Genomic DNA, 26,875 nt, shown 5'->3' on the forward strand with positions numbered 1-26,875 from the left:
ACGAAGTGACCGGTTGGATCATCGTGCAGCCGGTGGCGTTGACACTCGTTCAACAAGGGGCCCGGCCGGTCCCGGTCGGAGTCGAAACTGGCGGCCCGCTGGGCCAGGCCGATGTAGACGGTGCCGACGGGTTTATCCGTGGTTCCCCCACCGGGACCGGCGATGCCGGTGGTCGAGAGGGCCAGGTCGGCGTCGAGGCGTTCGAGGGCGCCGCGGGCCATGGCGGCGGCGGTCTGGTGGCTGACGGCGCCGTGCTCGGCCAGGACGTCGCCCGGCACGTCGAGGAGTTTTTGTTTGACGTCGTTCGAGTAGGCGATCACCCCGCCGACGTAATAGTCGGAGCTGCCCGGCGGGTCGGTCAGCCACTTGCCCAGCTTGCCGGCGGTGCAGCTCTCGGCGGTGGCCAGGGTGAGGGATCGGCCGCGCAGCAGCCCGCCGACGGTCTCGGTCAGGGTGCCGCGACCGCGGTTGTAGATACAGGAGCCGACGACGCGCTCCAGCTCGCGCTCCAGAGTGCTGAAGCGCCGGGCGGCGGCCGCGTCGTCGGTGGCGAGGAAGGCAGTCAGCCGCAAGTCTACTATACCATGGCCGGGCAGGTAGGCCAGAGCGAAGCCGGCCTCGTCGAGGCGGGTGGTCAGACCGGAGCGCTCCAGGCGCTCGGCCAGAACGCTTTCGGAAACGCCGACGGTGCGCAGGGTGGTCTTGCGTCCGACGACGTCGGCGCCGACGAGTTGGCTCAGGGCGTCACGGACGCCGACGCGCCAGAGCTCGACGACCTCCCGGGGTACGCCGGGTAGCAGGACGAGGGTGCCGTTTTCGTCGGTGTAGAGCTGGGCCGGGGCGGTACCGGCGGGGTTGTAGATCAGTCGGCCGCCGACCAGGCGCAGGAACTGGTTCTCGTTGAGGGCGGGCATGCGAATGCCCCGCCGCGCGAAGACCTCGCGCACCCGGCGGGCCTGCTCGGGGTCGACGGTCAATTCGGCTTCCAAAAAGCGGGCCGCCGTCGGCAGGGTGATGTCGTCGGCCGTCGGCCCCAGGCCGCCCGTGGTAATCACCAGCTCGGCCTCGGATCGCGCCCTTGCCAAAGCCCGGACGATGGCGGCGGCCTCGTCGGGTACACTGAAGCGGGCGACGACGCGGACTCCCAGCTCGCCCAGCCCCAGACCGAGGAAGGCCGAGTTGGTGTCCACGGTGTCGCCGGAGAGCAGTTCGTCACCGATGGTGATCAGGGCGGCTTTCACGGCGTCTCCGGTGCATGATCGGCTGGACGGCGCACGGCGCGGGCCTCGGGGCTGACCAGCTCGACCAGGCGGCCCGCCTCGTCGAGCCAGAGGATCAACCCCTGGGGACGAACCTCGACGGGCCGGGCCGTCAACCGCTCCCAGGTCGTGGTCAGCTCGGCGAGCTCGCCGACGTGCAGTATGAGGTCGTAATCCAGCCCCTGGCGCAGGTCGTGGGCCGGCAGCCGGTAGCTGCGGCCGCTCTGCAAGTCCCAGCGCCAAACCAGGGCGGCCCACTGGGCGGGGTTGGGTCCGTCGGAGGGCGCGCGGTGACGGGCGTGATAGGCACGGAAGCCGCCGTAGGTGTCGTCTGCCAGACAGAACAGCTCGCCGCCGTCGTCGACGACGGTAACGCAGCCGGCGCCGCTGAACAGGTCGTAGCTTGCCCGCCAGCCGCCGGGGCCGCCCTCGAGCCGACTGGAGCCCAGCAGCCAATCCTCGGCGCCGGGGAGCTCGACGAGAACGTCGTAGATCAACGTCTCCGGCGGCCCCGCGCCGGGCACAGTGTCCGGCTCACGCCGCGGCGGCGGGTGATAGACGATCAGCGGCGCGTCGACGGCGCCCAGCGGCTCGACGGCGACGGGATCGACGTCGTCGCAGGCGTAGACAAGGGCGACCAGGGCTGGTAGCAGAATCCGGCGTAGGTTGAACATCCGCAGCGGATGATACCACAGGGTCTGAGAGCCTAACAAGCGGGCGACGGGGTCGCATCGGCTATGTTAAACTAGCCCTCTCATGGAGTAACGTCGACTGCGCCGCGCGGTTGCCCACGCTTCGCCGCCGGCCCTCCCCACGGGAGTCCTGCTGTGCAGAAAATCCTGGTGACCAGCGCCCTGCCCTACGCCAACGGCCCCCTCCACGTGGGCCATCTGGCCGGGGCCTACCTGCCCGCCGACATCTTCGTCCGCTACCACCACCGCCGCGGTGACGACGTGGTCTACATCTGCGGCTCCGACGAGCACGGCGTACCGATCACCCTGACCGCCGACGCCGAGGGCGTCGAGCCCCAGGCCGTCGTCGATCGCTTCCACGCCCGGCTGAAAGGGGCCTTCGAGGGCCTGAACTTCGCGATGGACTATTACGGCCGCACCACCTCGCCGACCCACGTCGAGACGGCGCAGGAGTTCTTCCGGGTCCTCGATGCGGGCGGCTACATCGAACCGCGGACCGAGGAGCAGTTCTACTGCCCGAGCTGCGAGCGCTACATGCCCGACCGCTACGTCGAGGGCGTCTGCCCGCACTGCGGTTCCGACAAGGCCCGGGGCGACCAGTGCGAGGACTGCGGCCGCTGGATCGATCCCCAGACCCTCATCGAGCCGCGCTGCAAGATCTGCGGCGGCGAACCGGAGCTGCGCCCCACCAAGCACTGGTTCTTCAAGCTGTCCCGGATCGCCCCCCGCCTCGAGGAGTGGATCGACGAGCAGCACCGGCGCCACGGCTGGAAGGACAACGTGCTCAACTATTGCCGGGGCTGGTTCCGCGAGGGGCTCAAGGACCGGCCGATCACCCGCGATCTGTCCTGGGGCGTGCCCGCCCCCGTCGACGCCGCGGGGAAAGTCCTCTACGTCTGGTTCGAGGCCGTCCTGGGCTACATCACCAACACCAAGGACTGGGCCGCCGGCCTCGGCGAACCCGAGCGCTGGCGCGACTTCTGGCTGGACGACGACACCCGGCTGATCCACTTCATCGGCAAGGACAACATCATCTTCCACGCCATCATGTTCCCGGCGATGATCCTGGCCTACAACGAGCTGGTGCCCGAGGAACAGCGGATCGTGCCGCCCGAGAACGTGCCCGCCAACGAGTTCCTCAACATCGAGGGACAAAAGCTCTCCACCAGCCGCAACTGGGCCGTCTGGGTCGATGATGTCCTCGAGGACTTCCCCGCCGATTACCTGCGTTACTACCTGACCCACTGCCTGCCCGAGACCCGGGACACCGACTTCAGTTGGGCCGAGTTCGCCGAGCGGATCAACTCCGAACTGGCCGACATCTACGGCAACCTGGCCAACCGGACGCTGGTCTTCATCCAGCGCTACTTCGACGGCCGGGTGCCCGAGGCCGGCGAAGCCGACGCCGACGACGACGAACACCGCCGGATCGTCGCCGGGCTGGTCGAGCAGATCGGCGCGGCGATCGACAACTACCGCTTCCGCGAGGCCGCCAAGCTGATGATGGACGTCGCCCGCAGCGGCAACCGCTACTTCGACACCCAACAGCCCTGGAAGACCCGCCGGGACGACCGGCCGGCTTGCGCCCGCACCCTCTACCACCTGACCCAGACCCTGGCCGCCCTGGCCGTGGTCAGCGAGCCCTTCGTCCCCGACGCCGCCGGCCGCCTGGCCGCCCTGCTGGGCGTCGACGAAGCGACCTTCCGCTCCTGGAGCTGGTCCGACGCCGCCGGCGAGCTGATCCCCACCGGCAGCGAAACCGCCCAACCCCGGGTGTTGTTCTCCAAGCTGGACGAGGAGGTCGTCGAGCAGCAACGCCGCAAGCTCGGCGCCAAACCCGGCTCCGCAACCGAGACCCAGACCGATGTGGAAGCTGAACCCCTGGCCGACAACCTGGTCGACTTCAACCAGTTCCTCGAACTCGACCTGCGCGTGGCCCGCGTCGTCGAGGCCGAAGCCGTCCCCAAAGCCAAGAAGCTGCTGCGCCTCGTCGTCGACCTCGGCGCCGCTCGCAAGCAGATCGTCGCCGGACTGGCCGAACATTACGACCCCGCCGACCTCGTCGGCCGCCGGGTGATCGTCGTCGCCAACCTCAAACCCGCCAAGCTGATGGGCGTGGTCAGCGAGGGTATGCTGCTGGCCGCCTCCACGCCGGACAAGAAACGCCTGGAGCTCGTCACCGTCGGCGGCGACCTGCCGCCGGGCTGCCGGGTCTCCTAGAACCGCCGACCACGCCGGACGGCGGCAACGAGGCGCCGGCGGGCTGCTTGCCCGCGGACGCCCCGCGGGCGGCCGCGGAATGCAAGCAGCGTGACGGCGCCGGGGCGGGAGGGGCGAGTGGGCGCCGAGGCCCGCCGAAGGCAGCCCGCCGAAACACCCAGCACGCCTAGCCGGCCCCCCACTAAAACCTATACCGCCGACTACGATGAACCAGCCAGCTAACGCCGAGGTTCTCTACGAAGCCGACTGCCCGCCGCCGGCCGTCGAGTTCGTGACCATCTACGGCTACGGCAACCAGGGCCGCGCCCAGGCCCTCTGTCTGCGCGACGGCGGCCGTCCGGTGCGCTGCGCCCTGCGCCCCGGCTCATCCAGCCGGGAACTCGCCGCCGCCGACGGCATCCCCGTCGTCGAACCCGGCGCAGCCGCCGAGACGGACCTGCTGGTCTGGGCCGTGGCCGACGAGGCCATCCCCGCCGCGGCCCGCTTGCTGGCAGACGTACGCGCTAACTCGAGCTGGCTGTTCCTCCACGGTCTGGCCGTCAGCAAGGGCTGGCTGGAGCCGCCCCCCGACGTTGACCTGTTGCTGCTGGCCCCCCAGGGTCCGGGGACGGCCCTGCGAACGGCATTCGTTTCCGGCGACGGTTTGCCGGCTGCCCTGGCCGTCGAACAAGACGCCTCCGGCCGGGCGCGCCGGCGTTTGCTGGGCTACGCCCGGGCCGTGGGCTGCGCCCGGGGCGGGCTGTTCTGGACCACCTTCGCCGAAGAGACGGTCATCGACCACTTCGGCGAGCAGGCCGTTCTCTGCGGCGGCGTGCCCGCCCTGGTCGAAGCCGCCTGGCAGGTTCTGGTCGAGGCCGGTTACGATCCGCGCTCGGCCTATATCGAGTGCTTGATGCAGCTCAAGCTCCTCGTCGACCTGATGTACGAAGGCGGCCCCGCCGCCCTGCGTCGGGCGATCTCCCCGACGGCCCTCTACGGCGCCCAGAGCCGGGGACGGCACGTCATCGGCCCGCAAACGCGGGAAAGGCTGCGCAAGCTGCTGGAGGAGCTAGAAGGCGACAGGTTCGCCCGCGACTGGCGCTGGATCTCCAGCCGCAAGGACTGGCCCCGCCGCCGGGAAGAACTGCTGAACGCCGACGCCGCCATCGAAAAGGCCGGACGCTGGGTGCGCGACAAGCTGAACTGGCCTGGCCTGGAGGGCGGTGAGCAGCAGTGAGCCCGACCCTGCCCCTGGTGCCGCCGATCGCCCAACTATACTCCTTCTCTTACAGCATGGCCGCCATCTTCCTCCTGCTGGGCTCGATGGAGCTGGTGGTCTACAACGGCAAACTCAGCGCCAACCAGGCCCGCAACCTGATCGCCGTCGCCGCCGCCGGCTGGACCCTGGCCGCGCCCTGGCTGTTCGTCGATTGGTACTGGGCCGTCAGCGCTCCCCTGCTGTTCATCTTCCTGAACATCGCCGTGCTGCGCTGGGGTTTCCTCAAGACTCTCAACCCGGGACCGGGGCGCCTGGGGGCCCTGTTTTTCACCGTCAGCCTGGTCGCCGTGGTGCTGGTGGCCTGGCCGCTGAGTGAATCCGGACGGGAGTTACGGCCCCTGGTGGCGCTGGCGATGATGCCCGCCGGTTTCACCGACGCCTGCGCCGCCTTCTTCGGCCGCCGCTACGGCCGAGGACGGCTGCCCTTCAAGCGTTCCTGGATCGGCAGCCTGGCCGGCCTCGGAGGCGCCCTCGTCGCCTATCTGCTGACGCTCTGGGTCTTCGGCCTCTGGCAACCCCTGCAACTTCTGCTGGCCTTGGGCGGCGTCATCGTAGTCACCGCCGTCGAGCTGTTCTCGCCGCCCAAGCTGGACAACCTGACCACGGCCCTGGCCGCCGGGACCGTCGGCTACCTGATACTGACCGTCGGCGCCGGATAAACCGCGACGGCTAAACCGAAAGGACGCCGATGAACCAGTGGATCGGACTGGCAATCTCCTACGCCTTCGTCTTCGCCGTTCTCGGCGTGGCCGGCGTCCTGCAAAAACGCGGCCGCATCTCCGGCGAAACGGCGCGCAAGATCGTCCATATCGGCGTCAGTAACTGGATCGTCCTGGCCATGTTCCTGTTCCACGACTGGTACTTCGCCATCATCGGTCCGGCCAGCTTCGTGATCCTCAATTTCATCTCCTGGCGCTACGACCTGTTCGAGGGCATGGAAGCCGGTGACAAAAGCCCGGGCACCGTCTTCTTCGCCATCAGCCTCACCGTGGTCACCTGGCACTTCTGGTGGTTGTGGAACACCACCGGCGTCGATCTGCGCTTCATCGCCGTTACGGCGATCCTCGTCATGGGCTGGGGTGACGGTCTGGCCGCCGTCTTCGGCCATCGGTACGGCAAGCGCAAGCTGATCGGCTACAAGACCCTGGTCGGCACCACGGCGATGTTCATCGTCAGCGTAATCGTCTGCCTGGCGGTCAGTCTGCTACTGGCCCCCTGGCCGGCGGCGACGGCCCTGCTGCTCGGCCTGGCCCTGGCCGCCCTGGCCACCATCGGCGAGCTGCTGCTGCCCGCCGGCTGGGACAACCTGATCGTGCCCCTGGTTACCGCCTACGCCTATTACGGCTGGATCGTACTCGCCCCCGGTTTCTGATACAATAGAGCCCTGCGACACAGCGCCGCCCAACTGGAGGACGCCCTTGCTCTTCGGCTTCTACTCCGACATCCACGGCAACGTCGACGCTTTGGTCCGGGTCTACGAGGAGCTCAAGCGCCTGGGCGCCGACCACCTCTTTTGCGGCGGCGACGTCGTCGGCTACGGCGCCAGGCCCAACGAATGCCTGGCCCTGATCCGCTACGCCCAGGGCGAGCGGGAACAACGCGAGGCCGCCGCCCGGGCCGTCGAGGAAACCGGCGCCGACGCAGTCAACGAACTGCTCGATTACCTCGACGCCACCCCCCACCTGACCGTCAAGGGCAACCACGACCACGCCGCCATCTCACCGGGCGCCGAGTTGATCTTCAACTCCTACGCCGCCCAGGCCATCATCTGGACCCGCCGCAACCTGTCCCCCGATAACACCGACTGGCTGCAGAACCTGCCCCTCGAGCTGACCATCGCCGAGGACGGCCAACCGGCCACCCGTCGCGGCGAAGCGCCCATTCTGCTGCGCCTGGTCCACGCCAGCCCCTACGAGCCCGAACGCTGGCACTACCTGCTCAACCGCCAGGAGATCAAGCGGGCCTTCAACGCTCTCGAAGAGCCCTTCTGCTTCATCGGCCACACCCACCAGCCCGTCTTCTTCGAGCAGCACGAGGACGGCTACATCGAGGTCGTCACCGAGACCGACATCGTCCCCAGCCTGTTCCGCCGCTACATCGTCAACGTCGGCAGCGTCGGTCAGCCCCGGGACAACAACCACCGCAGCAGCTTCGCCAGCTTCAAGTTCGCTGACAACCTGCGCGAAATGAAGATCCGCCTGCACCGAACCGAATACGACGCCGAAACCGCCGCCGAGCGCATCCTCAAGGCCGAGCTGCCCCCGGAACTCGCCGGTCGCCTGCTGCGCGGGGTCTAGAAGACGCCGGCGTACGACCTAGCCCCGGAGACCCTGACCCGAGCGCCACGGCAACACCGGGAAACGCCTGCCGGAACTGGCACGGTTTTTGCGGAGGCGCAACCGCTCCGCCGCTCGCACGGGCGCCGAGATGCAAAAACCGTGCCAGTTCCGGCAGGCCGGCCGGCGCATTCAATCGCAGTCGCATGGTTACTCCGTCGGGGGTCTCCGGGGCGGCCCAGCGGACGATCATGTCCCGCATCGGCTAACCGGCTCATCCACACAATGGGAAGAAGATGATCCTCAAAGACGCCATCGAGACCTTCAAGAACGCCCGACGGATAGCCGTCGTCGGCGCCAGCCGCAGCCCACGCAAGTACGGTTACAAGGTCTTCTACCACCTCGAGCGCGCCGGCTACGAGGTCTACGCCGTCAACCCCAACTGCGAGCTGATCGGCAGCCACAAGTGTTACCCGGACTTCGACGCCCTGCCCGTCGAGCCCGCGGCGGCGATCTTTATCACGCCGCCGGAGGTGACGACGAAGATGGTCCGACGAGCCCTGGACCGCGGGATCAACAGTATCTGGATGCAGCCGGGGGCGTCTTCGCCGGAGGCGATCACCCTGGCCGAGGGTGCCGGCGCCGCCGTCGTTCACGGCCGCTGCGCCCTGGTAACCGTCTAAACGAGCGGAGAATAACTCATGGCGCGGATCAACAAGGATTATCTCCTGGTGCTCATCCTGGCCGTCGTCGGCGCGGCTCTGATCGTCGTCGGCTTGACGGTGGACTTCACCCCGCAGCGCCTCGTGGCAGGTGACGGTGGTCTGGAGCAGTGGTTCTTCGTCGGACTGGGGGCCTTGAGCCTGCTGGCGGCCCTGCTGTTCGGCGTCCTGGCGGCAAGGCGCAGGCGACAGATGGCCGATCCGAACCATGCGGCGCACCAGCCGCTGCTCGAGGACATCTTTACCGAACCCGAGCCCCTCGAGCCGGGGATCTATCACTTGCGCTCCGGCGACGCCTTCGCCGGTTACCGCGTCCACCTGCGCATCGAGCCCTCGGGCAACGGCACCCTGGTGATCAACGCCGCCAAGATCATCCACCTGAACCATACGGCGGCCGAGTACGCCAAGCTGATCGTCGAGGAGCGGGACAAGGCTGAGGCCGTGCGCGAGATAACCAACCGCTACCGGGTGCCGCGCAAGGTCGCCGCGGCGGACTACGACCGCATCGCCCGCATCATCACCGAGATGGCCACGGGCGCCGACGTCTGTCCGGTGACCTACCTGGATCTGGAGCGCACCGAGCCTTTCAGCGTGGAGACCTTCGCCCCCTACCGGGTGGACCTGGTGCTGACCTACGCCTGCGACAACACCTGTGCCCACTGCTACGTCGCCGAGGATCACAAGGGCAAGATCAGCATGGAGCCCGCCGACTGGCGCCGGGTGATGGACATCCTCTGGGAGGTCGGCGTGCCCCACGTCACCTTCACCGGCGGCGAGGCCACTCTGCACCCCCACCTGCGCGGGCTGATCGAGTACGCCGAGGACCTGGGCCTGGTGACCGGCCTGCTGACCAACGGTCGCAAGCTGGCCGACGAGGACTACCTGGCCGGTCTGGTCGAGGCCGGACTGGATCATGTCCAGATCACCCTGGAGAGCCACGACGAGGCGGTTCACGACGCGATGGTCGGCGTCGAGGGCGCCTGGAAACAGACGGTCCAGGGTGTGCGCAACGCCCTCGAGCTACCCCTCTACGTGCTGACCAACACCACCTTGACCAAGCGCAACGTCGACGGTCTGGAGCAGACCGTCGAGTTCCTGGCTGGGCTCGGCCTGCCCCAGGTGGCGGCCAACGGAATGATCCACGCCGGCGGCGGCGTTCACAACCCCGAGGCCCTGACCGAGGCCGAGCTGCAGCCCCACGTCGAGACCTTCTTCGAGACCGCCACCCGACTGGGGCTCAACTTCCTCTGGTACACGCCGACGCGCTACGAGGATTTCGATCCCGTCGAGCTCGGCGTGGGTATCAAGACCTGTTCCGCCGCCCGCTACAACCTGGCCGTCGAGCCCGACGGCGCGGTACTGCCCTGTCAGAGCTACTTCGAGTCCCTGGGCAATCTGCTGACCGACGGCTGGGACGCCGTCTGGAACAACCCGCTGGCCGTCAACCTGCGCAAGCGGGAGTGGGCGCCCGCGGAATGCCGACGCTGCACCCAGTTCCCGCTGTGCGGCGGCGGTTGCCCCCTGTTATATAAGGAGGACGGCGGCCAGGTGACCTGCGTGGGCACCTCCTAACGCCGACCGTAGCCGTGGCCATGCAGCACTCTCCCCTACAGACCATTTTGGTCGCCGCCTTGCTCAGCCTGCTCCCCCTCGTGGGTTGCGACGGGGCCGAGCGCTACGAGGGACGGACCGTCGCTCCGCCGGAGCTGGGCCCACAGATGGTCTACGCCGACTACCAGGGCTACGCCCTGCCCGTGGCCGACTGGGAGCCCCTGCCCGATACTCCGGGCACGGGCACGCTGGGGGACATCCGGGCCTGGAAGCTCCCCGGCAGCCGGGCCGTCCTGCAGGTCGAAACCTATGTGGCCTCCGCCGGCGAGGACATCGAGCTGATCGCCGGGCGGGCCGACGAGATCATCGCCGCCAAACGCGAGGCGCTGCCCGGTCTCGAGGTTCTCGACCAGGGCCGCCGCCAACTGGGCGGCAATCCGGCCTATTATTTCGAGTTCCTGGCCGAGCGCGGCGAAACGCCGATGCGACTCTACACGGTCAGCGTCTACGGCGGCGGCCGGGAGTACGATGTCAGCGCCTTCGCTCCCGCAGCGCACTGGGACGCTACCGCGGCGGAGCTGATGAGCGCCCTGAACGGCTTTCTCGTGGTCCGGGAGGATTGATTACCGTGCGCTTGCTCGCTCACTCCGCCCTTGCTTTGTCCCTTGCCGCCCTGCTGCCAACGGGCTGCGCCGACGACAGCGCCGAACCGACCACTGAAACGGAACACCCGCCCGCCGGCTCCGGCCAACAGCCCGCACAGCCGGAGACTCCGGAGGGTCCGCTGACCTTCTCCCCGGCCAACCCCTGGCCCCTGTTTATCGAGAGCGAAGGCCTGGCGCTGACCGTGGACCGCGACTTCTGGGATATCGACCAGCCGGAGTACACAGATAAGATGACCGCCGTCGGCGCCTACAACGGCCCCGCCGACGCCCGCCTGTTCATCGAAATCATGCCCGCCGACGGCAAGACGCCGCAAGAATCCGCCGCCGCAGCCGAGGAGCTCTACCTCGACGAGCTGCCCGATTATCGAACCTTCCGCGGCGAGGAGCAACAAATCGCCGGACACGCTGCCTACTATCTCGAAGGCGGCTTCTCAGCCGATCGCGGACCGTACAATCTTCTCCTGCAGGTCATCGATTGGAACGACCGGCTGGTGCGCATTCACTTTCAGGCCCCCGAGCACGACTGGTTCCTGCTCAAGCTGCGGGTTCGCACCCTGGCCGACAGCCTGCGCGGGCTCGAACCGCGGAGCTGATCAGCTTAAACGGATTCCAGGAAATCGGGCCGTCCCCCCGGGGACGGCCCGATTCTGCTCTAGTACGGTTTCCCTGGTCACACACCAGCTTAAAGAAGCCTGCGGCGTCGCAAACGTTCGCAGATAAAGACAACATTGCCCAGCATAATCAACATGACGATCAACACGTGGACGGCCAACTGGGCGGCCATCGCCCGGCCGGCCAAGCCCGGACGGTTGATCAGCCGCTCATATTCGGCCGCGCCCTTCAACCCGCCCAGCAGGCCCGCCATCTGACCCGTCTGCAGAAAGGCGTAGTACTGGGGGGCGCTGACCGCGGTGCAGCCCACCAGTATCGGGATGTTGAAAGGGGTCCCGGCGAAGGCCACCCAGTACTCGGGCCAATTAGTGCCCGAGACCGTCGAAATCAGCCCCAGATCGTCGTAGTTGTGGATGTCAAGCATCAACGGATAGCTGTCGAGATCAAAGCCGTAGAAATCCCGACAGAAGACATGGCGAATCTCGGTACCGAGGCCCAGCAGCACCGCCTCGTTGCCCGCCCGGTAGCCCAAATAAACCCAGTCCTCGCCCATCGTGATGCGCCGCTCGCCGCCTTCTTCAGCGTATTCATCGTTCAGCTCCGCGGCGGCCTCGATCAATAAACGCTCGCCGATGGAAACCCCCTCCATCAACAAAGCCAGGCCGATTACCCGCACGCCGCGCTCGAAGGCGTGCCGGATGGTGGCGCGCAGCATGGGCTCCAACTCCGGTAGGGTGCTGCCGTCGATGTCCATCGACAACAGCATAGCCGCTCCGGCGGGCAGGGCATCAATGGCCCGATAATAACTCATCGTCGGCGGTGTTACACCGATATCCACCTCGAAGCCGCCGGCCAACGCGATGATCACAACCACGAAGATCAACAGGTACAGCCAGCGACGGTCGATGCTCAACAACCGGGAAGACAAACCACCCAACGGATCATGGTTCTTCACTTAACCCTCCGAGCCGCAGGCCGCCCTGTTCAAAACGGCGCTGACGAGAGAAAGAAATTATACTCCTGCGAGCTCCCCCGTGGACAGTTTGTTTAAGGATCAGGTAACGGCGATAGACCTGCAAATACCTATAACATATTCATCGAAAGGCCGTTGGAAGAGAGCGAGCCGGTCACATTGACTATTATTGTGCCGGGCTTGAGGGGGAGACAAGGTTGCCAAACCGGCTCCAACGACCCGGAGCTGTGCGCTCCACCGTCGGACGCCGTTAATCTCCTCGGGGAGCTTCTGCCGCTGTCAAAGTACAACAACAACCATTCTGGACTGCTCCTCTTCACCGTAAAAGCAACCGACGAAACCGTCGCCGGTGAAATCGACTATCAGCCCAGTTAGCGATTCGAACCAGCGGTATCCCCTCCCGGCGCAATGGTCCATGAGAGTCTTGAATGCCATTCTACCGTCGACGGCGGCTTGATACCCACCCGACCGCTGAGAAAAACAGCCGCCAGCCGTCCCGGCGCCCTTGAGCAGCAGCGCCGGCCGGAACTGGCACGGTTTTTGCGGAGGTGGACCGTTATACTTCTGCGTAACGGTCACCGAGAAGCAAAAACCGTGCCAGTTCCGGCCGGTTCGTCCTTTGCGTGGCGAGAGCTCACGGGCTGTAGCGGCGGCTGTTTTTCAGCGGTCGTAACGAAGCTGCTGGTAATAGTCTGGAAGTTGGTCACAGACGATTGCTTAGGCAATCCGTGATAAGCATTCGACCGCCGGGAAGCCTTCCCGGCGGTCGAGCATAACCGTCACGTCAGCGGAGCGCCGAGTTAGTGCGGTTGGTGCTTCTTCTTCTCGCGGCGCTTGCGCAGCTCGATGGCGAAGTAGGCGATGTTGCCGAGGACGATCAGGATGACGATCAGCAGGTGGGCGCCGGTCTGGGCGACCATCCCCCGGGTGGCGCTGGCGGGTTCGTTGATCAGCTTCTCATACTCGGCGGCCCCCTTCAGCCCGCCCAGCAGCCCGGACATTTGGTCGGTTTGCAGGTAGGCGTAGTACTGGGGTGCGCTGACGGCGGTGCAACCCACGAGGATCGGCACTCCGAAGGGTCCGCCGGCGAACTGGACCCACAGCTCCGGGGTGGAGGACCAGGAGATATCGACGACGGCGGCGGTGTCGGCGTAGTTGTGATAATCGTCGAAAAGGGGCATTTCATCGAGGTAGTTGCCGTAGAGATCGGTGGGGAAGACGGCGCGGACGTCGTCGCCCAGGCCGAGGATCACGGCGCTGAAGCCGGCGCGGTAACCCAGCAGGGCCCAATCTTCACCCATTTTGATCCGTCGGGTGTCGCCGCGCTCGGCGGCCCGGGCGTTGTATTCGCTTTGTACCTGCTCGACGAGGCGCTCGGCGATCGAGACGCCCTCCATCTGCAGGGCCAGCAAAATGACGGGCTGGGAGCGCTTGAAGCAGTGCTGGAGGATGCCGACGATCATCGGCTCGAGTTCGGGCAGGCCGGAGGGCGGGGTATCGACGGCGATGATCAGGGGTTTGGCGGGGTCCGAGGTCTCGATGACCTGGTAGAAGCGGATGACGGGGGTGGTGACGCGGACGTCGGCGCTGGGCGGCAGCAGCAGGGCGATGACGACCACCAGGCCGAGGACGAGGAAGATCCAGCGGCGGTTGATCGTCAGGAAGCGCTCGAAGATTGTCTGCTCAGCCATCGCAGCTCATCGACGTGGGTAACGATAGGGGAGGGGGAGCATATCGCCCAGGGTCGGCCGCGGGGCCGACCCTGGGGAAAACCATTCTGCGCTGGAGGGGAAGCGCTCTTCGGTCGCCGGTCATTGCGACCGGCAGGTTTCCAGCTCGGCCGGATACTGATGATGCATAGTCATCCGGTCCAGCACCGCCGGTCCGGCACCGCTCGACGTTACCGTAGTCGATCCACCTATCCCACCTATCCAACGACCCCGAGCCAATCGGTGAGCAGGAACTGCACGCGGCCGATCAGCAGGGAGACACGGCCCATGACCGTGTAACCGAAGCTGGCGCCGAAGCCGATCATCAGGAACCAGATGCCGATCTTGGCCATGCCGCCCAGTACGCCCTTGTGCTCCTTGGAGAAGAAGAAGTAGGACAGGGTGCAGATCACCCCCACAATGAACAGGGGTCCGCTGATGGCGTCGAAGAAGGTACCGATCCCCGGTGCGGCGAAGAAGTCCCGCCAAGCGTCGATGGAGAACAACGGTACTACGGCCCCCGAGGCGGTGTCCTCGACGATCGTTCCGCGGAGCTGACCCAGGATGCGGGTCTGGAAGGTGTTGGGAATGGAGATACCGGAAGCGGCGCCGAGGTAGAAGGCCAGGCTGAAGCGGCTGATCCAGGCGATTTTGGGGATGTAGCGGAAGAAGAGCAGTAGCCCGATAATCGCCGGCAACAGGACCAGGACGATGGCTGCGCCGGGTGAGAAGTTCTGCATGACCTGGGGCAGCTGGCTGACGCCTCTTTCGGCCAGGTAGCTGTTGAAGTCGGCGGCGCTCATCGTAATCTTGCTGATCGAGATGGTCAGCGGTTCCCAGAAGTCGGGTATGATGACGTTGTAGAAGAGCACCGAGGTCCAGTAACCGACGCCCAACCCGCCCATCGCGTGTTCTGCGAACTTGTAGAGGGGGTTGTCTTTATAGAGGAACGAGTAGACGAACAGGGTGAGGATTGCCGCTACCCAGACCCAGATGTCGGTGGAAATATCCATTTTCCCCCCCTCCTAGCGGTTGATGTTGAGTTTCTTCTTCTTCCGGGTCAGGAAGTAGGCGATGTTCCCGAGCAGGATGAAGGTCACGATGGCGATGTGGACCCACAGCTGAGCGACCATTCCCTTGGTGGCCATGCCGTCGAAGTCCATCAGGCGTTCGTACTCGCTGGCGCCCTTGAGCCCGCCGAGCATGCCGGACATCTGGCCGGTCTGCAGGTAGGCGTAGTAGTTGGGCGCCATAACGGCGGTGACGCCGACGAGAACGGGGATACCGTAGGGACCGCCGGCGTACATGACCCACAGCTCCGGGTACTGGGTGCCGGAGATGGTGACGACGGCGGACATGTCGTCGAAGTTATGCACGTCGTCCATCATCGGCAGTTCGTTGAGGTGGGTGCCGTAGTAGTCGGTGGGGAAGACGTTGCGCACCTCTTCGCCCAGGCCGAGGATCACGGCGGACGCCCCGGCGCGGAAACCGAGGAAGACCCAGTCCTCGCCCATGCGGATCCGCCGTTCGAGGCCCTGGTCCTTGAATTCCTCGTTGAGTGACTCGGTGACGTCGACGAGGATGCGCTCGGCGATACCCGGGGCCTGGATCAACATGGCCACGCCGATGACCTTCTTGCCCTCGAGCAGGGCGTGGCGGATGACGGCGTGGAGCATCGGTTCGAGCTCGGGCAGGGTGCTGGGCCCCAGGTCGAAGGAGACCAGGATCGGTTCGTCCTCTTCGGCCTGACTGATGATGTCGTAAAAGTCCTGAACCGGTTTGGTGATGCCGATGGAGATGGGGAAATCGAAAACGAAGGCCAGGATCACCACCAACCCGATGATCAGAAAGATCCACCGGCGGTCGAGGACTAGGAGCTTTTCCAACAGCTTCTTCATCGTCTTCTCCTCCGGTGCTTATTCGTTGCCGAGGTAGGAACGCTCGATGCCGAGGATGATCTTCAACGCGGTGGCGATCATCCCCATACCGACGCCGATGATGATACCGCGCTGGGCGGCGCCGTTGGGGATCTCCAGGATCCACTCGGTGATGCCGGAGAGCCAGTCGGCGTCGAGGACGCGACCGAGCATGACGATCACGGCAGAGACCAACAGCAGCGTGGCCTCCTTGGAGCGGGCGCGGAAGGCGCGGAAGGAGGCCGAGGCGATGTAGAAGGCCAGCAGGCTGAACATGGTGGCTTCCATGGGCACCTGGGCGTAATCGAAGAGCCTGCGGAACAGGGTGCCCTCTTCGATGCCGGCGCCGATGCCCACGACGGCCATCACCAAAAAGCTGGCGATGGCGACGGCGTTGAAGCCCCAGCCGGGAACCTGACGGGTCATCTTGCGGCCGTGGTTGCGCAGGAAGCTGGCGATACCCAGCCCCAGGGCGAAGGCCCCGATCAAACGCAGCCAGGTGAGCAACTGATCACGCAGCCCCTGAATCACCGGCTCCATGATGAAGTAGCTCAACGCGCCGAAGATACCGACGACAAAGACGATAATGAGGGGAATCTGCCTTCGCATCTATCTCTCCTTCAAGCTGCCCTTCAAGCTACGCTGGTCAAGCAGTCGACGGCGAGGCAATGGGGTATGAAAATGACAGGAGGAAACCGTCGTTAGCCGACGGTGAACAGGCTGGCGAACCAGGTGGTGAAGAAGCTGGTGGCCACGCCGACCAGGATCAGGGCGCCGACGATGAACTTGGCCCAGTCCTGGCCCTTGAGGCTGCCCAGCAACAGGGGCTCACGGCTCATGTAGGCGCTGGCGGCGTACAGCTCCTCGCCCATGATACAGTAGTCGCAGGCGGTGATGAAGAAGGGGATCTGCACGACGGCGTCGGTGCCGGCGATCTGGATGGCGCCGGTGGCGGCGCCGGTCTCCGCCAGGATCAGCGACTCGGCGAAGAACATCCCCATGTAGAAGTTGGTCGCCGGTTTCTCGCGCAGCATGATGCCGTTGACGGCGGCGGCGTAGGCGAACTGCGACTGGGTGACGAAGTAGATGTCGTTGGCGTTGTAGGCGTCGGGACGGCCGACGTCGAGGTAGGCCTCCTTGACGACCTCGCGCTCGACGGCCATGACGATGGGGTCGTAGCAGGGGACGATCAGCCGGATCTCGTAGATGGCCGCCTTGCGCGCCACCTGCCCAAGGATATTGACCGAGGCGATCGTCGCCACGTCGGACATCGTCGACAGACCGGAGACGTAGAGGATCGGCTTGCCCATCTCCGTGGCGCGTCCCAGGGCCTCCTCGACGGCGTCCAGGCCGGCGATGCGCCGGATGAACAGCTCCTTCCCCTTGCGGGCGCTGTAGATGAAGAACACGATCAGTCCCGAGATGATCAGGGTGCCGATCAGGGTGTTCCAGCGCTGGGAGTGGAAGAAGTGCGAGGCGGAGACGACCTCGTTGGACGGATTGGAGTAGCGGATCGAGGAGCCGTTGGAGGAGCCGATGCGGTACAGATAGGCGGTGTCCGGCTCGCAGGTAACGTCGGCGTAGCGGTTGACGCCGGCCTCGACCTGGTCGATGAGCTGGTACTCCGTTTCTTCCTCGTCGGCCGCCTTGCGCAGGATGTGGTAGGCCACGACGTTATTGCGGCCCTGACCGATCCGGGGGTCGTCGAGGGAGAGTGTCCAGGAGAGGTTGACCTGTTCTCCGGAGTCGTCGGGTTGATCCTCGGCCTCGACCATGGTCGGCGGAGCCGGTGGCAGATCGACGAGGGGGTAGAGATACTCGACGCCGTCCTGGGCGGTCGCGGCGCCGGACAGAATCATCAACGCCAGCAGCACCAGGGTGGTCGATCTCACAACGCCGGTCATGTCGCTCCTTTCGCCCTTTGCAGACGCTTAGCGAGAATATGTAGGCCAGTCTAGCAAAGGCGCTATTATCTGTCAACGGGCAACTTCAACTGCGATAGGGGCTTACCGTCACGGTCGGCCGATTCCGGGAGCCAGGGGGCAGGCCCCGGCGGCTGTCAGCCGCTCTTCAGCCGCTCCCCGCCTGGCGTAAAGACTCAGATACCAGCCGTCGGCGACCTCGGCGAACAGCGGGCGGTAGTCGGCGGCCAGAACCGGACTCGTCAGCACGGCCCGGTTGGGGTGGCTGAGTTCATCCAGCTCGAGGCCCGGTGCCGCCGTCTCGCCCGTCAGCCAGGCGCCTAGCTGCTCGGCCCGGCAGGCGTTGGGGTTGATAACGATCACCCAGGGTTTGCGCTCTGCGATCAGCTCCGGGTAGGCCAGGTGATGGCCGGCCGGTCCCTCGCGACGCCGCTCGCCGTGCAGGGCGGCTTCGGCGTCGGCCAGGCCGGCGAAATCGTAGTTGACCAGGCCGCTGTAATAGGGCAGGGCACCGGCGGAGCCGCAGGCCAGAGTGGCCTCGGGCGGCAGGGCGGCGGCCAGCCATTCGGCGCTGAAGCGTTTGACATTGTTGTGGAGCCCGGCCGGATCGGCGCCCAGTCGCCACTCGTAGGCCGGCAGAGCGGCCGCCAGGCTCCAGGCGACGAAGAGGGCCGCGGGTCCCCAGAAGCTCAACCGGCGCAACCATGGTCGCCGAACCCGCCCGGCCGCTGCATCGAGACCCAGCACGGCGGCCGTCATCAGCAGGGGCACCGCGGGGACCAGAAAACGGGCCGCCCCCATGTAGTCGCCGCCGGCGTAAAAAATGAAGCCGGCCTGGGCGGCCGTGACGAGGACGGCCAGCCCGACCAGGGGACGCCTCAGGCGCTTGATCGCCGCCCAGAGGGCTGCCAGACCAGGCAGCAGCAGCGCCGTCGGCCAAAAGGCGAAAACGAGGTAACCCAAACCTTGGCGCAGTTGTTGCAGGCTGCCGCCGGCCTTGACATAGGCCGGCAGGGGCAGCCAGAGGCCGTAGTAGAACCGGCGGAACAGGAACTGGGCCGCAACCAGGACCAGGGCCGTCGTCAGGTCGCGCCAGTCCGATCCCGTTCCCGAGCCCCGTTTGCGGTACAGCAGGTGGTGGACGGCGAAGACGACGATGAAAGCCGCGCCCTCGGGCCGGGTCAGCGCCGCCGCTGCGAGGAACAGTCCCGTCCAGGGAAAGCGCGTCGGCTCCCGCCGCAGGTGACAGTAGGCGGCCAGGGTCAGCAGCAGGGTGTAGAGCGGGGTTTCCAGTCCCGAGCCGGACCAGCCCAGCAGGGGATACCAGAGTGCCAGCATCAGCGGGGCCGCCAGGGGCGCCCAGCGCCGCTCCGGCAGGGCGCGCCGGGCTATCAGCCAGGCGACGTAAAGCACCCCGGCGCCGCAGAGGACGCCCAGGCCCGCCGCGGCGACCTCCGGTGGAACGCCGAACAGCGCCGGGACGGCCAACAGCAGGATCCAGAGCAGGTTGGAGTAGGCCTCGTCGCGAACGCCCGGATTATAGACCAGCCCCTCGCCCTGGACCAGATTCTCCACGTAGCGCAGGGAGATGAAGGCGTCTTCGTTGAGGTTGTAGTTGAGCAGGGCCCAGACGCCCCAGAGCAACACCAGGGCCGCTATGACCCAGCGGGGGCCGCGGTTCTCCCGACTGAAGAAATCCAGCTCCATCAAACCTTCAACGAGGTCGTCGCTCAGCCCAGCCGTTCGGCGGCGGCATCCAGATCCGCCGGAGCGCCGACGCCCAGAACCTTGAGTCCCTTGGCCGAGCGCTTCATCAAGCCGGCGACGACTTTGCCGTGGCCGAATTCGACGGCCAGCTTCACGCCGCGCCGCTCCAGCCAGCGGGCGTCGTCGAGCCAACGCACCGGTTCGCAGACCTGGCGGGCCAGGGTGCGCTTGATGGCGGCGACGCCGTCGGCGGGCTCGCCGTCGACGTTGGTCGGCACGGGAAAGCCGGGCTCGCTCAGGTCGAAGCTCTCCAGCACCTCGGCCAGCCCCTCGGCGGCGGCGGATATCAGCGAGGTGTGGAAGGGGCCGCTGACGTCGAGGACCACGGCGCGGCGGGCGCCGGCCTCCTTGGCGACGGGCACCAGGGCTTCCAGGGCCGCCCGCTCGCCGGCGACGACGATCTGTTTGGGGGAGTTGACCGTGGCCAGTTCGAGACGGCCGGCGTCCTCCACCCGGGGCAGCAGCTCGCGCACCGCGGCTTCGTCGAGGCCGATCAGGGCGGCCATCGTCCCCGGGTTCTCCCGGGCGGCGTCGCGGATCAGCTCGCCCCGGCGTCGTACCAGCCGCAGGCCGTCGGCGAAACTGAAGGTCCCGGCGGCGGCGTAGGCCGAGTATTCGCCCAGAGAGTGACCGGCGGCGCAGCTCCACTCCAGCTTCGGCAGGCGCTCGGTCAGGCAGCGCCAGGCGGCGCAGCTGACGGTGTAGATTGCCGGCTGGGCGTTTTCGGTGGCCGTGAGCTCCTCGGCCGGCCCGTTGAACATCAACTCGCTGAGCCGGAAGCCCAGAACCTCGTCGGCCTCGTCGATGACCTCACGTGCTGCGGGCAGGGCGTCATAGAGTTCGCGGCCCATCCCGACGGCCTGGGACCCCTGACCGGGAAATAAGGCGGCGGGTTTCATCTTAGCAATCACTCCTTAGCAATCACTCCAGGTTGAAGATAACTTGGGCGTAAACCTCGAAATGCTGGGCGTCGACACTGCCGGGGACGTCGATATCGGGATCATCGACGCTGATCGTCGGGTACTCGCCGGTGAAATGGTATCCCACGCCGACACCGACCCAGATGATCTCCTTGATGCGAAACTCGCCGGCCAGCTGGGCGTGGAGGCCGTGGGCGTCCTCGAAGCCCGTACCCAGGGAGTCGAGCAGACTGGAGGAGAAGGTGTATCCCAGGGCGGGACGCAGGCGCCAACGCTCGGCTAGATCGATGGTGGTGTAAAGGTCGGCGCTGAACAGATAGTGGCCGACGGGTATATCGCGGTCCTCCTCGACGGCCCACTCGAAGGCCGAGATGTCGATTTGGAACTTGGCCCCGATGATACCGGCGTAGGACAGCCCGACCTCGAAGCGACCCAGGGCCGAGGATTCCTCGGCGCCGGTAGGCAGGGTGTCGGAGATGGTCTCCAGATAGCCCACCCCGAGACCCAGGTGGATGCCGAGATTGCTGGCCGGGGCTTCGGGAACCGGCTCCACGGCCCCGGCGGCGAGAGGCGTGAGGAGAGCGAGAAGGATCGGGATCAGGCGCTGCATCTAGGCGCTCCCTGTTGGGGTGACGAAGCTGCTACGCTGGAAAAACCCCGCCGGTTCATTATCGCATATCCCCCCGGCTCCTGGGAACCGTTGATAAGGCCTTGCCGCGGGCTCCGTTAAAAATGCAACACGTCCGGACGGATCTCGGCCGTCCGGACGCGGTTACTATCGTGTTAGATAATCCAGCGCAACAGGTTGCCGGCCCAGGTGAAACCGGCGCCGAAGGTCGTCGTGCAGACCAGATCGCCGCGTTTGAGTCGCCCGTTGCGGTAGGCCTCGTCCAAACAGATCGGAATGGTGGCCGCCGAGGTGTTGGCCTGGCGCTCGATATTGACGAAGGCCCGCTCCTTGGGAACCTTCAAGCGCTTGCGCACGCCCTCGATGATGCGGATGTTGGCCTGGTGCGGCACGAGGAGGTCGAGATCCTCGGGCTTGTAACCGGCCTGCTCCAGCACGTTGAGCGCCGCCTCGACCATCGCCCTGACCGCCGCCTTGAAAACGTCGCCGCCGGACATATGAATGTAGTGCATCTTGCGCTCGACGGTCTCGTGGGTGGCCGGATTGGCCGAGCCGCCGGCGGGCTGGATGAGGAAACGGCCGCCGGAGCCGTCGGCCCGCAGATAATTGGCCAGCACTCCCTCCTCCTCGACGGCGGAGACCACGGCGGCGCCGGCGCCGTCGCCGAAGAGGACGCAGGTGCCGCGGTCCTCCCAGTTGGTAACGCGCGAAAGAACCTCGACGCCGACGACCAGCACGTGTTCGCACTGACCGCTCTTGATCAGGCCGTCGGCCACGGCCAGGCTCGAGGCGAAACCGGCGCAGCCCGCCGAAAGGTCGAAGCCCCCGGCGTTGACCGCACCCAGCTTGTCCTGCAGCACGCAGGCCGTCGAAGGGAAGAGGTAGTCCGGACAGACCGTGGCCAGGACGATGGCGTCAAGGGCCGCGGCCTCCAGACCGGCGCTTTCCAGGGCCCGGCGGGCGGCGATCAGTGACAGATCGCTGGCCGCCTGGTCGTCGGCGGCGATGTGACGCTCGCTCATCCCCGTGCGGGTCTTGATCCACTCGTCCGAGGTCTCGACGAGCTTTTCCAGGTCGTGGTTGGTCAGAACCTTCTCGGGCAGATAGGAACCGATGCCTGTGATCCCGGCGTTGGGCATGTTAAAACCTCTCCGGTTTCTGGTGCTCGGACCGACTCTATCCTGATGACTGGAGGGCCGGAGGATAGGCGACTGACGGGTGGAAAAACTCGCTGAACGAAGCAAGCGGCTCGAACACTAAAGCTGACGGCTGACGGCGAAACCGCCGCGGGGAGACCTTTGAAGCGATCAGCAACGAGTCGCGCAGCCACCGGCGCCGGAACCGGCACGGTTTTTGCGACGTCGATACCCGCTGTGCGTTCGGTGGGGTGCGGCTTTGCAAAAACCGTGCCGGTTCCGGCTCGCGCAAGATGATCGAGGATCAGCGATAGCTCCGGGGGGTCTCAAAGGTCTCCCCGGCGTTGGCGCGGCTACGGCGCCTGCATGCGCTCGCTGATCCGGCGGTTGATCTCGGCCTCCATCAGCCGGCGGGCGACCTTGCAGGCGTTCTTGACGGCTTCGGCGTCGGAGGAGCCGTGGGCGATGATGCTGATGCCGTTGACGCCGAGGAGGGGCGCACCGCCGATGGAGGAAGGATGGGCCACGGTGCGGAAGTGGTTGATCGCGGGCTTGATCAGCAGGCCGCCCAGCAGGGCCAGGGGCCGCTTGTTCATGCCCTGGCGCAGGTGGTGGAAGACCCAGCGCGAGGCGGATTCGCTGAATTTTAACAGGATGTTGCCGACGAAGCCATCGCAGACCAGGACGTCGGCTCCGCCGGTGTAGACCCCGCGGCCCTCGACCATGCCGACGAAGTTGAGGTCCTGTTTGGTGTCGAGGAGTTTGTAGGCCTCGCGGACCATCTCGTTGCCCTTGGAGGCCTCCTCGCCGATGGAGATCAACCCGACGCGGGGCTGCTGGACGCCGAAGACCAGCTCGAGGTATAGGGCGCCCATCACGGCGAAGCCGACGAGGTGGCTGGGTCGGTTCTGGGCGTTGGCTCCGGCGTCGATCAAGACGCCCCAACCGTGAGTACCGGGGAAGGCCACGCCGATGGCGGGGCGTTCGACGCCGGCCAGGCGTCCCAGATGGAGGATCGAGCTGGCGACCTGGGCGCCGGTGGAGCCGCAGGAGACCACGGCTCCGGCGGCGCCGCGCTTGACGAGGCGGGTGGCCACGGCGATCGAGGCGTCGCGCTTGCGCTTGAGGGCGTAGGTCGGCGACTCGTGCATGTCCACCAGCTCGGCAGCGGGCTCGATATTCCAGTCGTCGGGGTGCTGTCCCTGACGGCGCAGTTCCGCGGCGACCGCCGTGTCGTCACCGACGAGGATCAGTTCGCCGACGCCGTTGCGCCGCGCCAGGATGGCTCCGGATACGGTCGAGCGGGGGGCGTCGTCGCCGCCCATCACGTCGAGGGCGATGGGTGGAGTTGCCTGCTGATGGGGGGGTTCGGGCACGGCGTTCCGCGGTATAGGGCGACCGGTGGGCGGAGAGACTCACGCGCCGACCGGTCGTGGGTGTTTGACGGTTACTCTTCCTGCTTGACGGGGATGATGATCTGGCGGCCCTTGTAGTAACCGCAGGCGGCGCAGATGCGGTGGGGCAGCTTGGCCTCGCCGCAGTTGGGACAGGAGGTGAGCTGGGGCACCGCCAGGCTGCGTACCCAGTGGGCCTTGCGCATGTCCCTTTTGGAGCGGGACTTCCTTCTTTTCGGTACTGCCATGTTGACTCCTTCGCGCCGGATTGTTTACCGACGTTGCTTTTCGACCAGTTCCTTGGTGTCCCGGGCGATGACGAGTTCTTCGTTGGTCGGAATCACCCAGACGCCCACGCGGCTGTCGGCGGCGGTCACCCGGCCCTCGAAGCCGCTGCCCGGGGCGGCGGCGTCGTTGGCTTCGTCGTCGAGCTCCAGACCCAGAAAACCCAGGGGATCGCAGACCAGTTTGCGGGTGATGGGTGAATTTTCGCCGACGCCGGCGGTGAAAACAACGGCGTCAAGTCCACCCATGGCGGCGGCGTAGGCGCCGATGTACTTGCGGATGCGGTAGCAGTAGATCTCGAGGATCTCGGTGCAGCGCGGGTCTTTTTCGAAGTAGCGGTCCTCGATGTCACGCATGTCGATGAACTCGCCCTCGGAGAGCCCCTTGACCCCGGACTGGCGGTTGAGCAGGCTGTCGACCTCTTCGGCGGAGAGGTTTTCCTCGCGCTGTAAGAACAGGGGGATCGCCGGATCGATGTCACCGCAGCGGCTGCCCATCACCAGGCCCTCGAGGGGAGTGAAGCCCATCGAGGTGTCCAGGCTTATCCCGCCGTCGACGGCGGCCACGGAGGCCCCGTTGCCCAGGTGGCAGGTGATGATCTTGAGCCCGGCGGGATCCCGGCCCTCGAGTTCGGCGCAGCGAGCGGCCACGTAACGGTGGCTGGTGCCGTGGAAGCCGTAGCGCCGCACCCCGTAACGCTCGTAGACCCACAGCGGCAGGGCGTAGAGGTAGCTGGTCCGCGGCATGCTCTGGTGGAAGGCCGTATCGAAGACGCCGGCCTGGTCCACCGTGGGCATCAGCTCGCCGACGGCGTCGATACCCTTGATGTTGGCGGGGTTGTGCAGCGGGGCCAGCGGGATGCACTCCTGGAGCTTGGCGTAGACCTCATCGTCGATGAGCATGCTGCCGGCGAAGCTCTCGCCGCCGTGGACGACGCGGTGGCCGACGGCATCGATGTCGTCGGTCGATTCGATGACCTGTTGCTCGGAGGCGGTCAACATTCTGATGATGTAGTCGATGGCCGTGGTGTGGTCGGTGATTTCCGCCGGCTCGCGGACGATCTTATCCGTTCCGGTCTTGTACTTGATCCGGGCCTGACCGGCGCCGATACGCTCGACGAGCCCCTTGGCCATCACCTGCTCCTTGGTCATCTCCAGCAACTGGAACTTGACCGACGAGCTGCCGCAATTGAGCACCAGGATGTTCATCTTCTCGGTCTCCCCTCGCCTGTAACCCCGGTTAGTCGAACATATAATAAATATGCGGTACTGTTTTCATCCGCTGTTAAATCCGCGGGTTAGTCCGCAGTTTTCGTCCGCGGTTTTCGTCTGCGGTTTTCGTTCGCGGTTTTCGTTCGCTGCGGCTGATTTTAGATATTCGCCGGTGCGATAGCCTAGCACAGCGCCCATGGCAAGTCAAGCGAGGGCGGCCCATTGGGCCGCCCTCACCAGGCTCGTTCGCATCCGCGGACGCGGGGGGTCAGCGTTCGATGACGAAACGCTCGAGCTCCTCGCCGACCCCGGTCTTGACACGCAACAGATAGAGGCCGGTGGTCATCCCGGCGGTGTCCAGGGCGATCTCGTGGCGGCCGGCGGCCAGGGGACCGCGTTGCAGGGTTCTCACACGTCGTCCGGCCAGGTCGTAGACCGCCAGCTCGACCTCATCGGCCGCGGCCAGCTCCAGACTGATCACGGCGTCGTTGCGCACGGGCGAGGGATTGACCCGCAGGTTTTGCACCCCGACGCCGGCGTCGGAGCCGGGCGGGACTTCCGGGTGATCGAACTGCGGATCGCGGGGGTTGGCGTCGATGCGGAAGAAGATGTCACGATCGCTGTCCAGGTCCGGGGTATAGTGGTAGAACTGGTAGAGATTCTGGTTGCCGTCGGAGGCCAGGACGACCGACGAGTAGTAACCGTCCTGGTCGGTCAGCCGCTCGGGACGCGAGAAGTTGTAGGGGCCGATGCGGGATTCGTACAGGGCGTGGTATTCGTCGAGGTGATCCAACCAGATGAGGCGCATGCCGTTGTAGGAGGGCTCGAGATTGCCCAGCCGCGACTTGGTGTCGTTCCCGGTCATCAGGAAACGGCTGCCCCATTGGTCGTCGGGCGCGCTGAGCGGTTTGACCGTATAGAAGGTCTGGTAGTGATCGCTGGGTTCGACGGCCTTGTTGTAGGCCAGGAACAGATTATCGCGGTAGATCTCCAGGTCGCAGGATTGGCCGTCGTCGATGATCACCTCTGATCCCCAGTCGCCGTCGGCCGGCTTGTGACGGTAGTAGACGGACCAGCCGTTACGTGCGTTGCGATCGTCGCTCCAACTCAGGTGCAACCCGTCGAAGCGGTCAATCAGCAGCGACAGTCCAAAGCGGTTATGCGAACCCACGTCGGTCAGCTGCTCGATGGCCCCCAGTTGGCCGTCGACGACGGTGGTGTAGAATATCTCGAAGCTGTCGATCCAGCCGCTGTAGTAGTTACCCTCGACCCAGAACAGATGGACTACGCCGGCGCTGTCCATGGCGGCCACCGGGTGAACGTTCCAGCGGCCGGAATCCTGGGAGATGGGTTCGGCGCCGCGCCACTGATCGGCGGCGGCGTCGTAACGGTTCCAGTACAAATCGAAGTTGTCGTTGACCATCGTATCGTACCAGAAGACGTTGATATCACCGTCGTCCTCGACGACGAGGACGGGCAGATGGGACTGGCCCGGAGCGTCGGAGAGGTTGACGGGTTCGCTCCAGACGCCGCTATCCAGCTCATAGGCAGTGTAGTAGACATCCCGGTTGTAAAAACTGCCCGGAGTATCATCGGCGTAGTAGACGTAGTGCAGCACGCCGTCCTTGACGACGGCGCTGGTACGGGTGTTGTAGGAGATGAACTCGTTGGTCGGTTCATCGAGCAGCCTGTCCGGCGTGGCCCAGTTGTGAGCCCCGACGGTTACGGCGAGCAGCGCAACCACAATGACGATTGTTCG

At 65.9% G+C, this 26,875-nt stretch carries 25 protein-coding genes; 10 read left to right on the plus strand and 15 right to left on the minus strand.

Features of this window, described 5'->3' with window-relative positions:
* Positions 1–1,715: CinA family nicotinamide mononucleotide deamidase-related protein (locus GF399_09995; GenBank protein MBD3400647.1), on the minus strand; the 1,715-nt coding region annotated here is incomplete at its 3' end.
* 371 nt (positions 1,716–2,086) lie between these two features.
* On the opposite strand from GF399_09995, the gene metG reads away from it, so the two are divergent.
* From metG to GF399_10040, 9 genes are all read left to right on the plus strand, one after another.
* Positions 2,087–4,171 (plus strand): methionine--tRNA ligase, encoded by a 2,085-nt coding sequence (metG, locus tag GF399_10000; GenBank protein ID MBD3400648.1) that lies wholly within the window; start codon positions 2,087–2,089, stop codon positions 4,169–4,171.
* Between the two features lie 205 nt (positions 4,172–4,376).
* Positions 4,377–5,387 carry a ketol-acid reductoisomerase gene (gene ilvC / locus GF399_10005; GenBank protein MBD3400649.1) on the plus strand — a complete coding sequence of 337 codons (1,011 nt, stop codon included), beginning with the start codon at positions 4,377–4,379 and terminating at the stop codon, positions 5,385–5,387.
* Entirely contained in the window at positions 5,384–6,088 is a 705-nt protein-coding gene (locus GF399_10010) for a hypothetical protein (protein ID MBD3400650.1), read from the plus strand. Before ilvC ends, GF399_10010 begins: the two co-directional genes overlap by 4 nt.
* A 29-nt stretch (positions 6,089–6,117) precedes the next feature.
* Complete coding sequence (locus tag GF399_10015) at positions 6,118–6,801, plus strand: phosphatidate cytidylyltransferase (protein MBD3400651.1); 684 nt, start codon at positions 6,118–6,120, stop codon at positions 6,799–6,801.
* Positions 6,767–7,726 carry a hypothetical protein gene (locus GF399_10020; protein MBD3400652.1) on the plus strand — a complete coding sequence of 320 codons (960 nt, stop codon included), beginning with the start codon at positions 6,767–6,769 and terminating at the stop codon, positions 7,724–7,726. Before GF399_10015 ends, GF399_10020 begins: the two co-directional genes overlap by 35 nt.
* A gap of 275 nt (positions 7,727–8,001) precedes the next feature.
* Positions 8,002–8,388, plus strand: coding sequence for a CoA-binding protein (locus GF399_10025; protein MBD3400653.1), 387 nt, complete (start codon positions 8,002–8,004; stop codon positions 8,386–8,388).
* A gap of 18 nt (positions 8,389–8,406) precedes the next feature.
* A complete protein-coding gene (locus tag GF399_10030; protein ID MBD3400654.1) occupies positions 8,407–9,999 on the plus strand; it encodes a radical SAM protein in 1,593 nt (530 codons plus the stop codon).
* Between the two features lie 20 nt (positions 10,000–10,019).
* Complete coding sequence (locus tag GF399_10035) at positions 10,020–10,601, plus strand: hypothetical protein (GenBank protein ID MBD3400655.1); 582 nt, start codon at positions 10,020–10,022, stop codon at positions 10,599–10,601.
* Positions 10,602–10,606: 5 nt separating this feature from the next.
* Positions 10,607–11,236, plus strand: a complete 630-nt coding sequence (locus GF399_10040) for a hypothetical protein (GenBank protein MBD3400656.1) — start codon at positions 10,607–10,609, stop codon at positions 11,234–11,236.
* A gap of 89 nt (positions 11,237–11,325) precedes the next feature.
* Here GF399_10040 and GF399_10045 read toward each other — a convergent pair whose 3' ends face one another.
* A complete protein-coding gene (locus GF399_10045; protein MBD3400657.1) occupies positions 11,326–12,210 on the minus strand; it encodes a hypothetical protein in 885 nt (294 codons plus the stop codon).
* 153 nt (positions 12,211–12,363) lie between these two features.
* Between GF399_10045 and GF399_10050 the strand changes: the two genes are divergently transcribed.
* Positions 12,364–12,603 (plus strand): hypothetical protein, encoded by a 240-nt coding sequence (locus GF399_10050; protein MBD3400658.1) that lies wholly within the window; start codon positions 12,364–12,366, stop codon positions 12,601–12,603.
* 425 nt (positions 12,604–13,028) lie between these two features.
* Here the strand turns inward: GF399_10050 and GF399_10055 are convergent, their stop codons facing one another.
* From GF399_10055 to GF399_10115, 13 genes are all read right to left on the minus strand, one after another.
* A complete protein-coding gene (locus tag GF399_10055) occupies positions 13,029–13,919 on the minus strand; it encodes a hypothetical protein (GenBank protein MBD3400659.1) in 891 nt (296 codons plus the stop codon).
* A 236-nt stretch (positions 13,920–14,155) separates the two neighbouring features.
* Complete coding sequence (locus GF399_10060; protein MBD3400660.1) at positions 14,156–14,950, minus strand: hypothetical protein; 795 nt, start codon at positions 14,948–14,950, stop codon at positions 14,156–14,158.
* 12 nt (positions 14,951–14,962) lie between these two features.
* The gene (locus tag GF399_10065) at positions 14,963–15,835 is read right to left on the minus strand and encodes a hypothetical protein (protein MBD3400661.1); all 873 of its coding nucleotides are present in this window, start codon (positions 15,833–15,835) and stop codon (positions 14,963–14,965) included.
* 18 nt (positions 15,836–15,853) lie between these two features.
* Entirely contained in the window at positions 15,854–16,462 is a 609-nt protein-coding gene (locus GF399_10070; GenBank protein MBD3400662.1) for a hypothetical protein, read from the minus strand.
* 92 nt (positions 16,463–16,554) lie between these two features.
* Complete coding sequence (locus GF399_10075; GenBank protein MBD3400663.1) at positions 16,555–17,757, minus strand: hypothetical protein; 1,203 nt, start codon at positions 17,755–17,757, stop codon at positions 16,555–16,557.
* 108 nt (positions 17,758–17,865) lie between these two features.
* Positions 17,866–19,482 (minus strand): hypothetical protein, encoded by a 1,617-nt coding sequence (locus GF399_10080; protein ID MBD3400664.1) that lies wholly within the window; start codon positions 19,480–19,482, stop codon positions 17,866–17,868.
* A gap of 23 nt (positions 19,483–19,505) precedes the next feature.
* Positions 19,506–20,441, minus strand: a complete 936-nt coding sequence (fabD, locus tag GF399_10085) for an ACP S-malonyltransferase (protein MBD3400665.1) — start codon at positions 20,439–20,441, stop codon at positions 19,506–19,508.
* 22 nt (positions 20,442–20,463) lie between these two features.
* Positions 20,464–21,072, minus strand: coding sequence for a hypothetical protein (locus GF399_10090; GenBank protein ID MBD3400666.1), 609 nt, complete (start codon positions 21,070–21,072; stop codon positions 20,464–20,466).
* Between the two features lie 173 nt (positions 21,073–21,245).
* Positions 21,246–22,229, minus strand: a complete 984-nt coding sequence (gene fabH, locus GF399_10095) for a beta-ketoacyl-ACP synthase III (protein ID MBD3400667.1) — start codon at positions 22,227–22,229, stop codon at positions 21,246–21,248.
* A gap of 350 nt (positions 22,230–22,579) precedes the next feature.
* Positions 22,580–23,602 carry a phosphate acyltransferase PlsX gene (gene plsX / locus GF399_10100; GenBank protein MBD3400668.1) on the minus strand — a complete coding sequence of 341 codons (1,023 nt, stop codon included), beginning with the start codon at positions 23,600–23,602 and terminating at the stop codon, positions 22,580–22,582.
* A gap of 71 nt (positions 23,603–23,673) precedes the next feature.
* Positions 23,674–23,868: a 50S ribosomal protein L32 gene (gene rpmF / locus GF399_10105; GenBank protein MBD3400669.1), complete on the minus strand. Its 195-nt coding sequence runs from the start codon at positions 23,866–23,868 to the stop codon at positions 23,674–23,676.
* 24 nt (positions 23,869–23,892) lie between these two features.
* Positions 23,893–25,113, minus strand: coding sequence for an acetate/propionate family kinase (locus tag GF399_10110; GenBank protein ID MBD3400670.1), 1,221 nt, complete (start codon positions 25,111–25,113; stop codon positions 23,893–23,895).
* Positions 25,114–25,384: 271 nt separating this feature from the next.
* Positions 25,385–26,875, minus strand: a 1,491-nt coding sequence (locus GF399_10115; protein MBD3400671.1) for a T9SS type A sorting domain-containing protein, incomplete at its 5' end; no start/stop codon positions are given.

Source organism: Candidatus Coatesbacteria bacterium (genome assembly GCA_014728225.1).
In the GTDB taxonomy this organism is placed as follows: domain Bacteria; phylum RBG-13-66-14; class RBG-13-66-14; order RBG-13-66-14; family RBG-13-66-14; genus WJLX01.

Bases quoted from the DNA above. Each gene is read 5' to 3' on its own strand.
- GF399_10070 (MBD3400662.1), bottom strand. From the start codon at position 16,462: ATGCGAAGGCAGATTCCCCTCATTATCGTCTTTGTCGTCGGTATCTTC.
- GF399_10090 (MBD3400666.1), bottom strand. From the start codon at position 21,072: ATGCAGCGCCTGATCCCGATCCTTCTCGCTCTCCTCACGCCTCTCGCC.
- GF399_10035 (MBD3400655.1), top strand. From the start codon at position 10,020: ATGCAGCACTCTCCCCTACAGACCATTTTGGTCGCCGCCTTGCTCAGC.
- GF399_10075 (MBD3400663.1), bottom strand. From the start codon at position 17,757: ATGACCGGCGTTGTGAGATCGACCACCCTGGTGCTGCTGGCGTTGATG.
- fabH (MBD3400667.1), bottom strand. From the start codon at position 22,229: ATGCCCAACGCCGGGATCACAGGCATCGGTTCCTATCTGCCCGAGAAG.
- GF399_10080 (MBD3400664.1), bottom strand. From the start codon at position 19,482: ATGGAGCTGGATTTCTTCAGTCGGGAGAACCGCGGCCCCCGCTGGGTC.
- GF399_10015 (MBD3400651.1), top strand. From the start codon at position 6,118: ATGAACCAGTGGATCGGACTGGCAATCTCCTACGCCTTCGTCTTCGCC.
- GF399_10030 (MBD3400654.1), top strand. From the start codon at position 8,407: ATGGCGCGGATCAACAAGGATTATCTCCTGGTGCTCATCCTGGCCGTC.
- ilvC (MBD3400649.1), top strand. From the start codon at position 4,377: ATGAACCAGCCAGCTAACGCCGAGGTTCTCTACGAAGCCGACTGCCCG.
- fabD (MBD3400665.1), bottom strand. From the start codon at position 20,441: ATGAAACCCGCCGCCTTATTTCCCGGTCAGGGGTCCCAGGCCGTCGGG.
- GF399_10110 (MBD3400670.1), bottom strand. From the start codon at position 25,113: ATGAACATCCTGGTGCTCAATTGCGGCAGCTCGTCGGTCAAGTTCCAG.
- GF399_10055 (MBD3400659.1), bottom strand. From the start codon at position 13,919: ATGGCTGAGCAGACAATCTTCGAGCGCTTCCTGACGATCAACCGCCGC.
- GF399_10065 (MBD3400661.1), bottom strand. From the start codon at position 15,835: ATGAAGAAGCTGTTGGAAAAGCTCCTAGTCCTCGACCGCCGGTGGATC.
- GF399_10060 (MBD3400660.1), bottom strand. From the start codon at position 14,950: ATGGATATTTCCACCGACATCTGGGTCTGGGTAGCGGCAATCCTCACC.
- GF399_10025 (MBD3400653.1), top strand. From the start codon at position 8,002: ATGATCCTCAAAGACGCCATCGAGACCTTCAAGAACGCCCGACGGATA.
- rpmF (MBD3400669.1), bottom strand. From the start codon at position 23,868: ATGGCAGTACCGAAAAGAAGGAAGTCCCGCTCCAAAAGGGACATGCGC.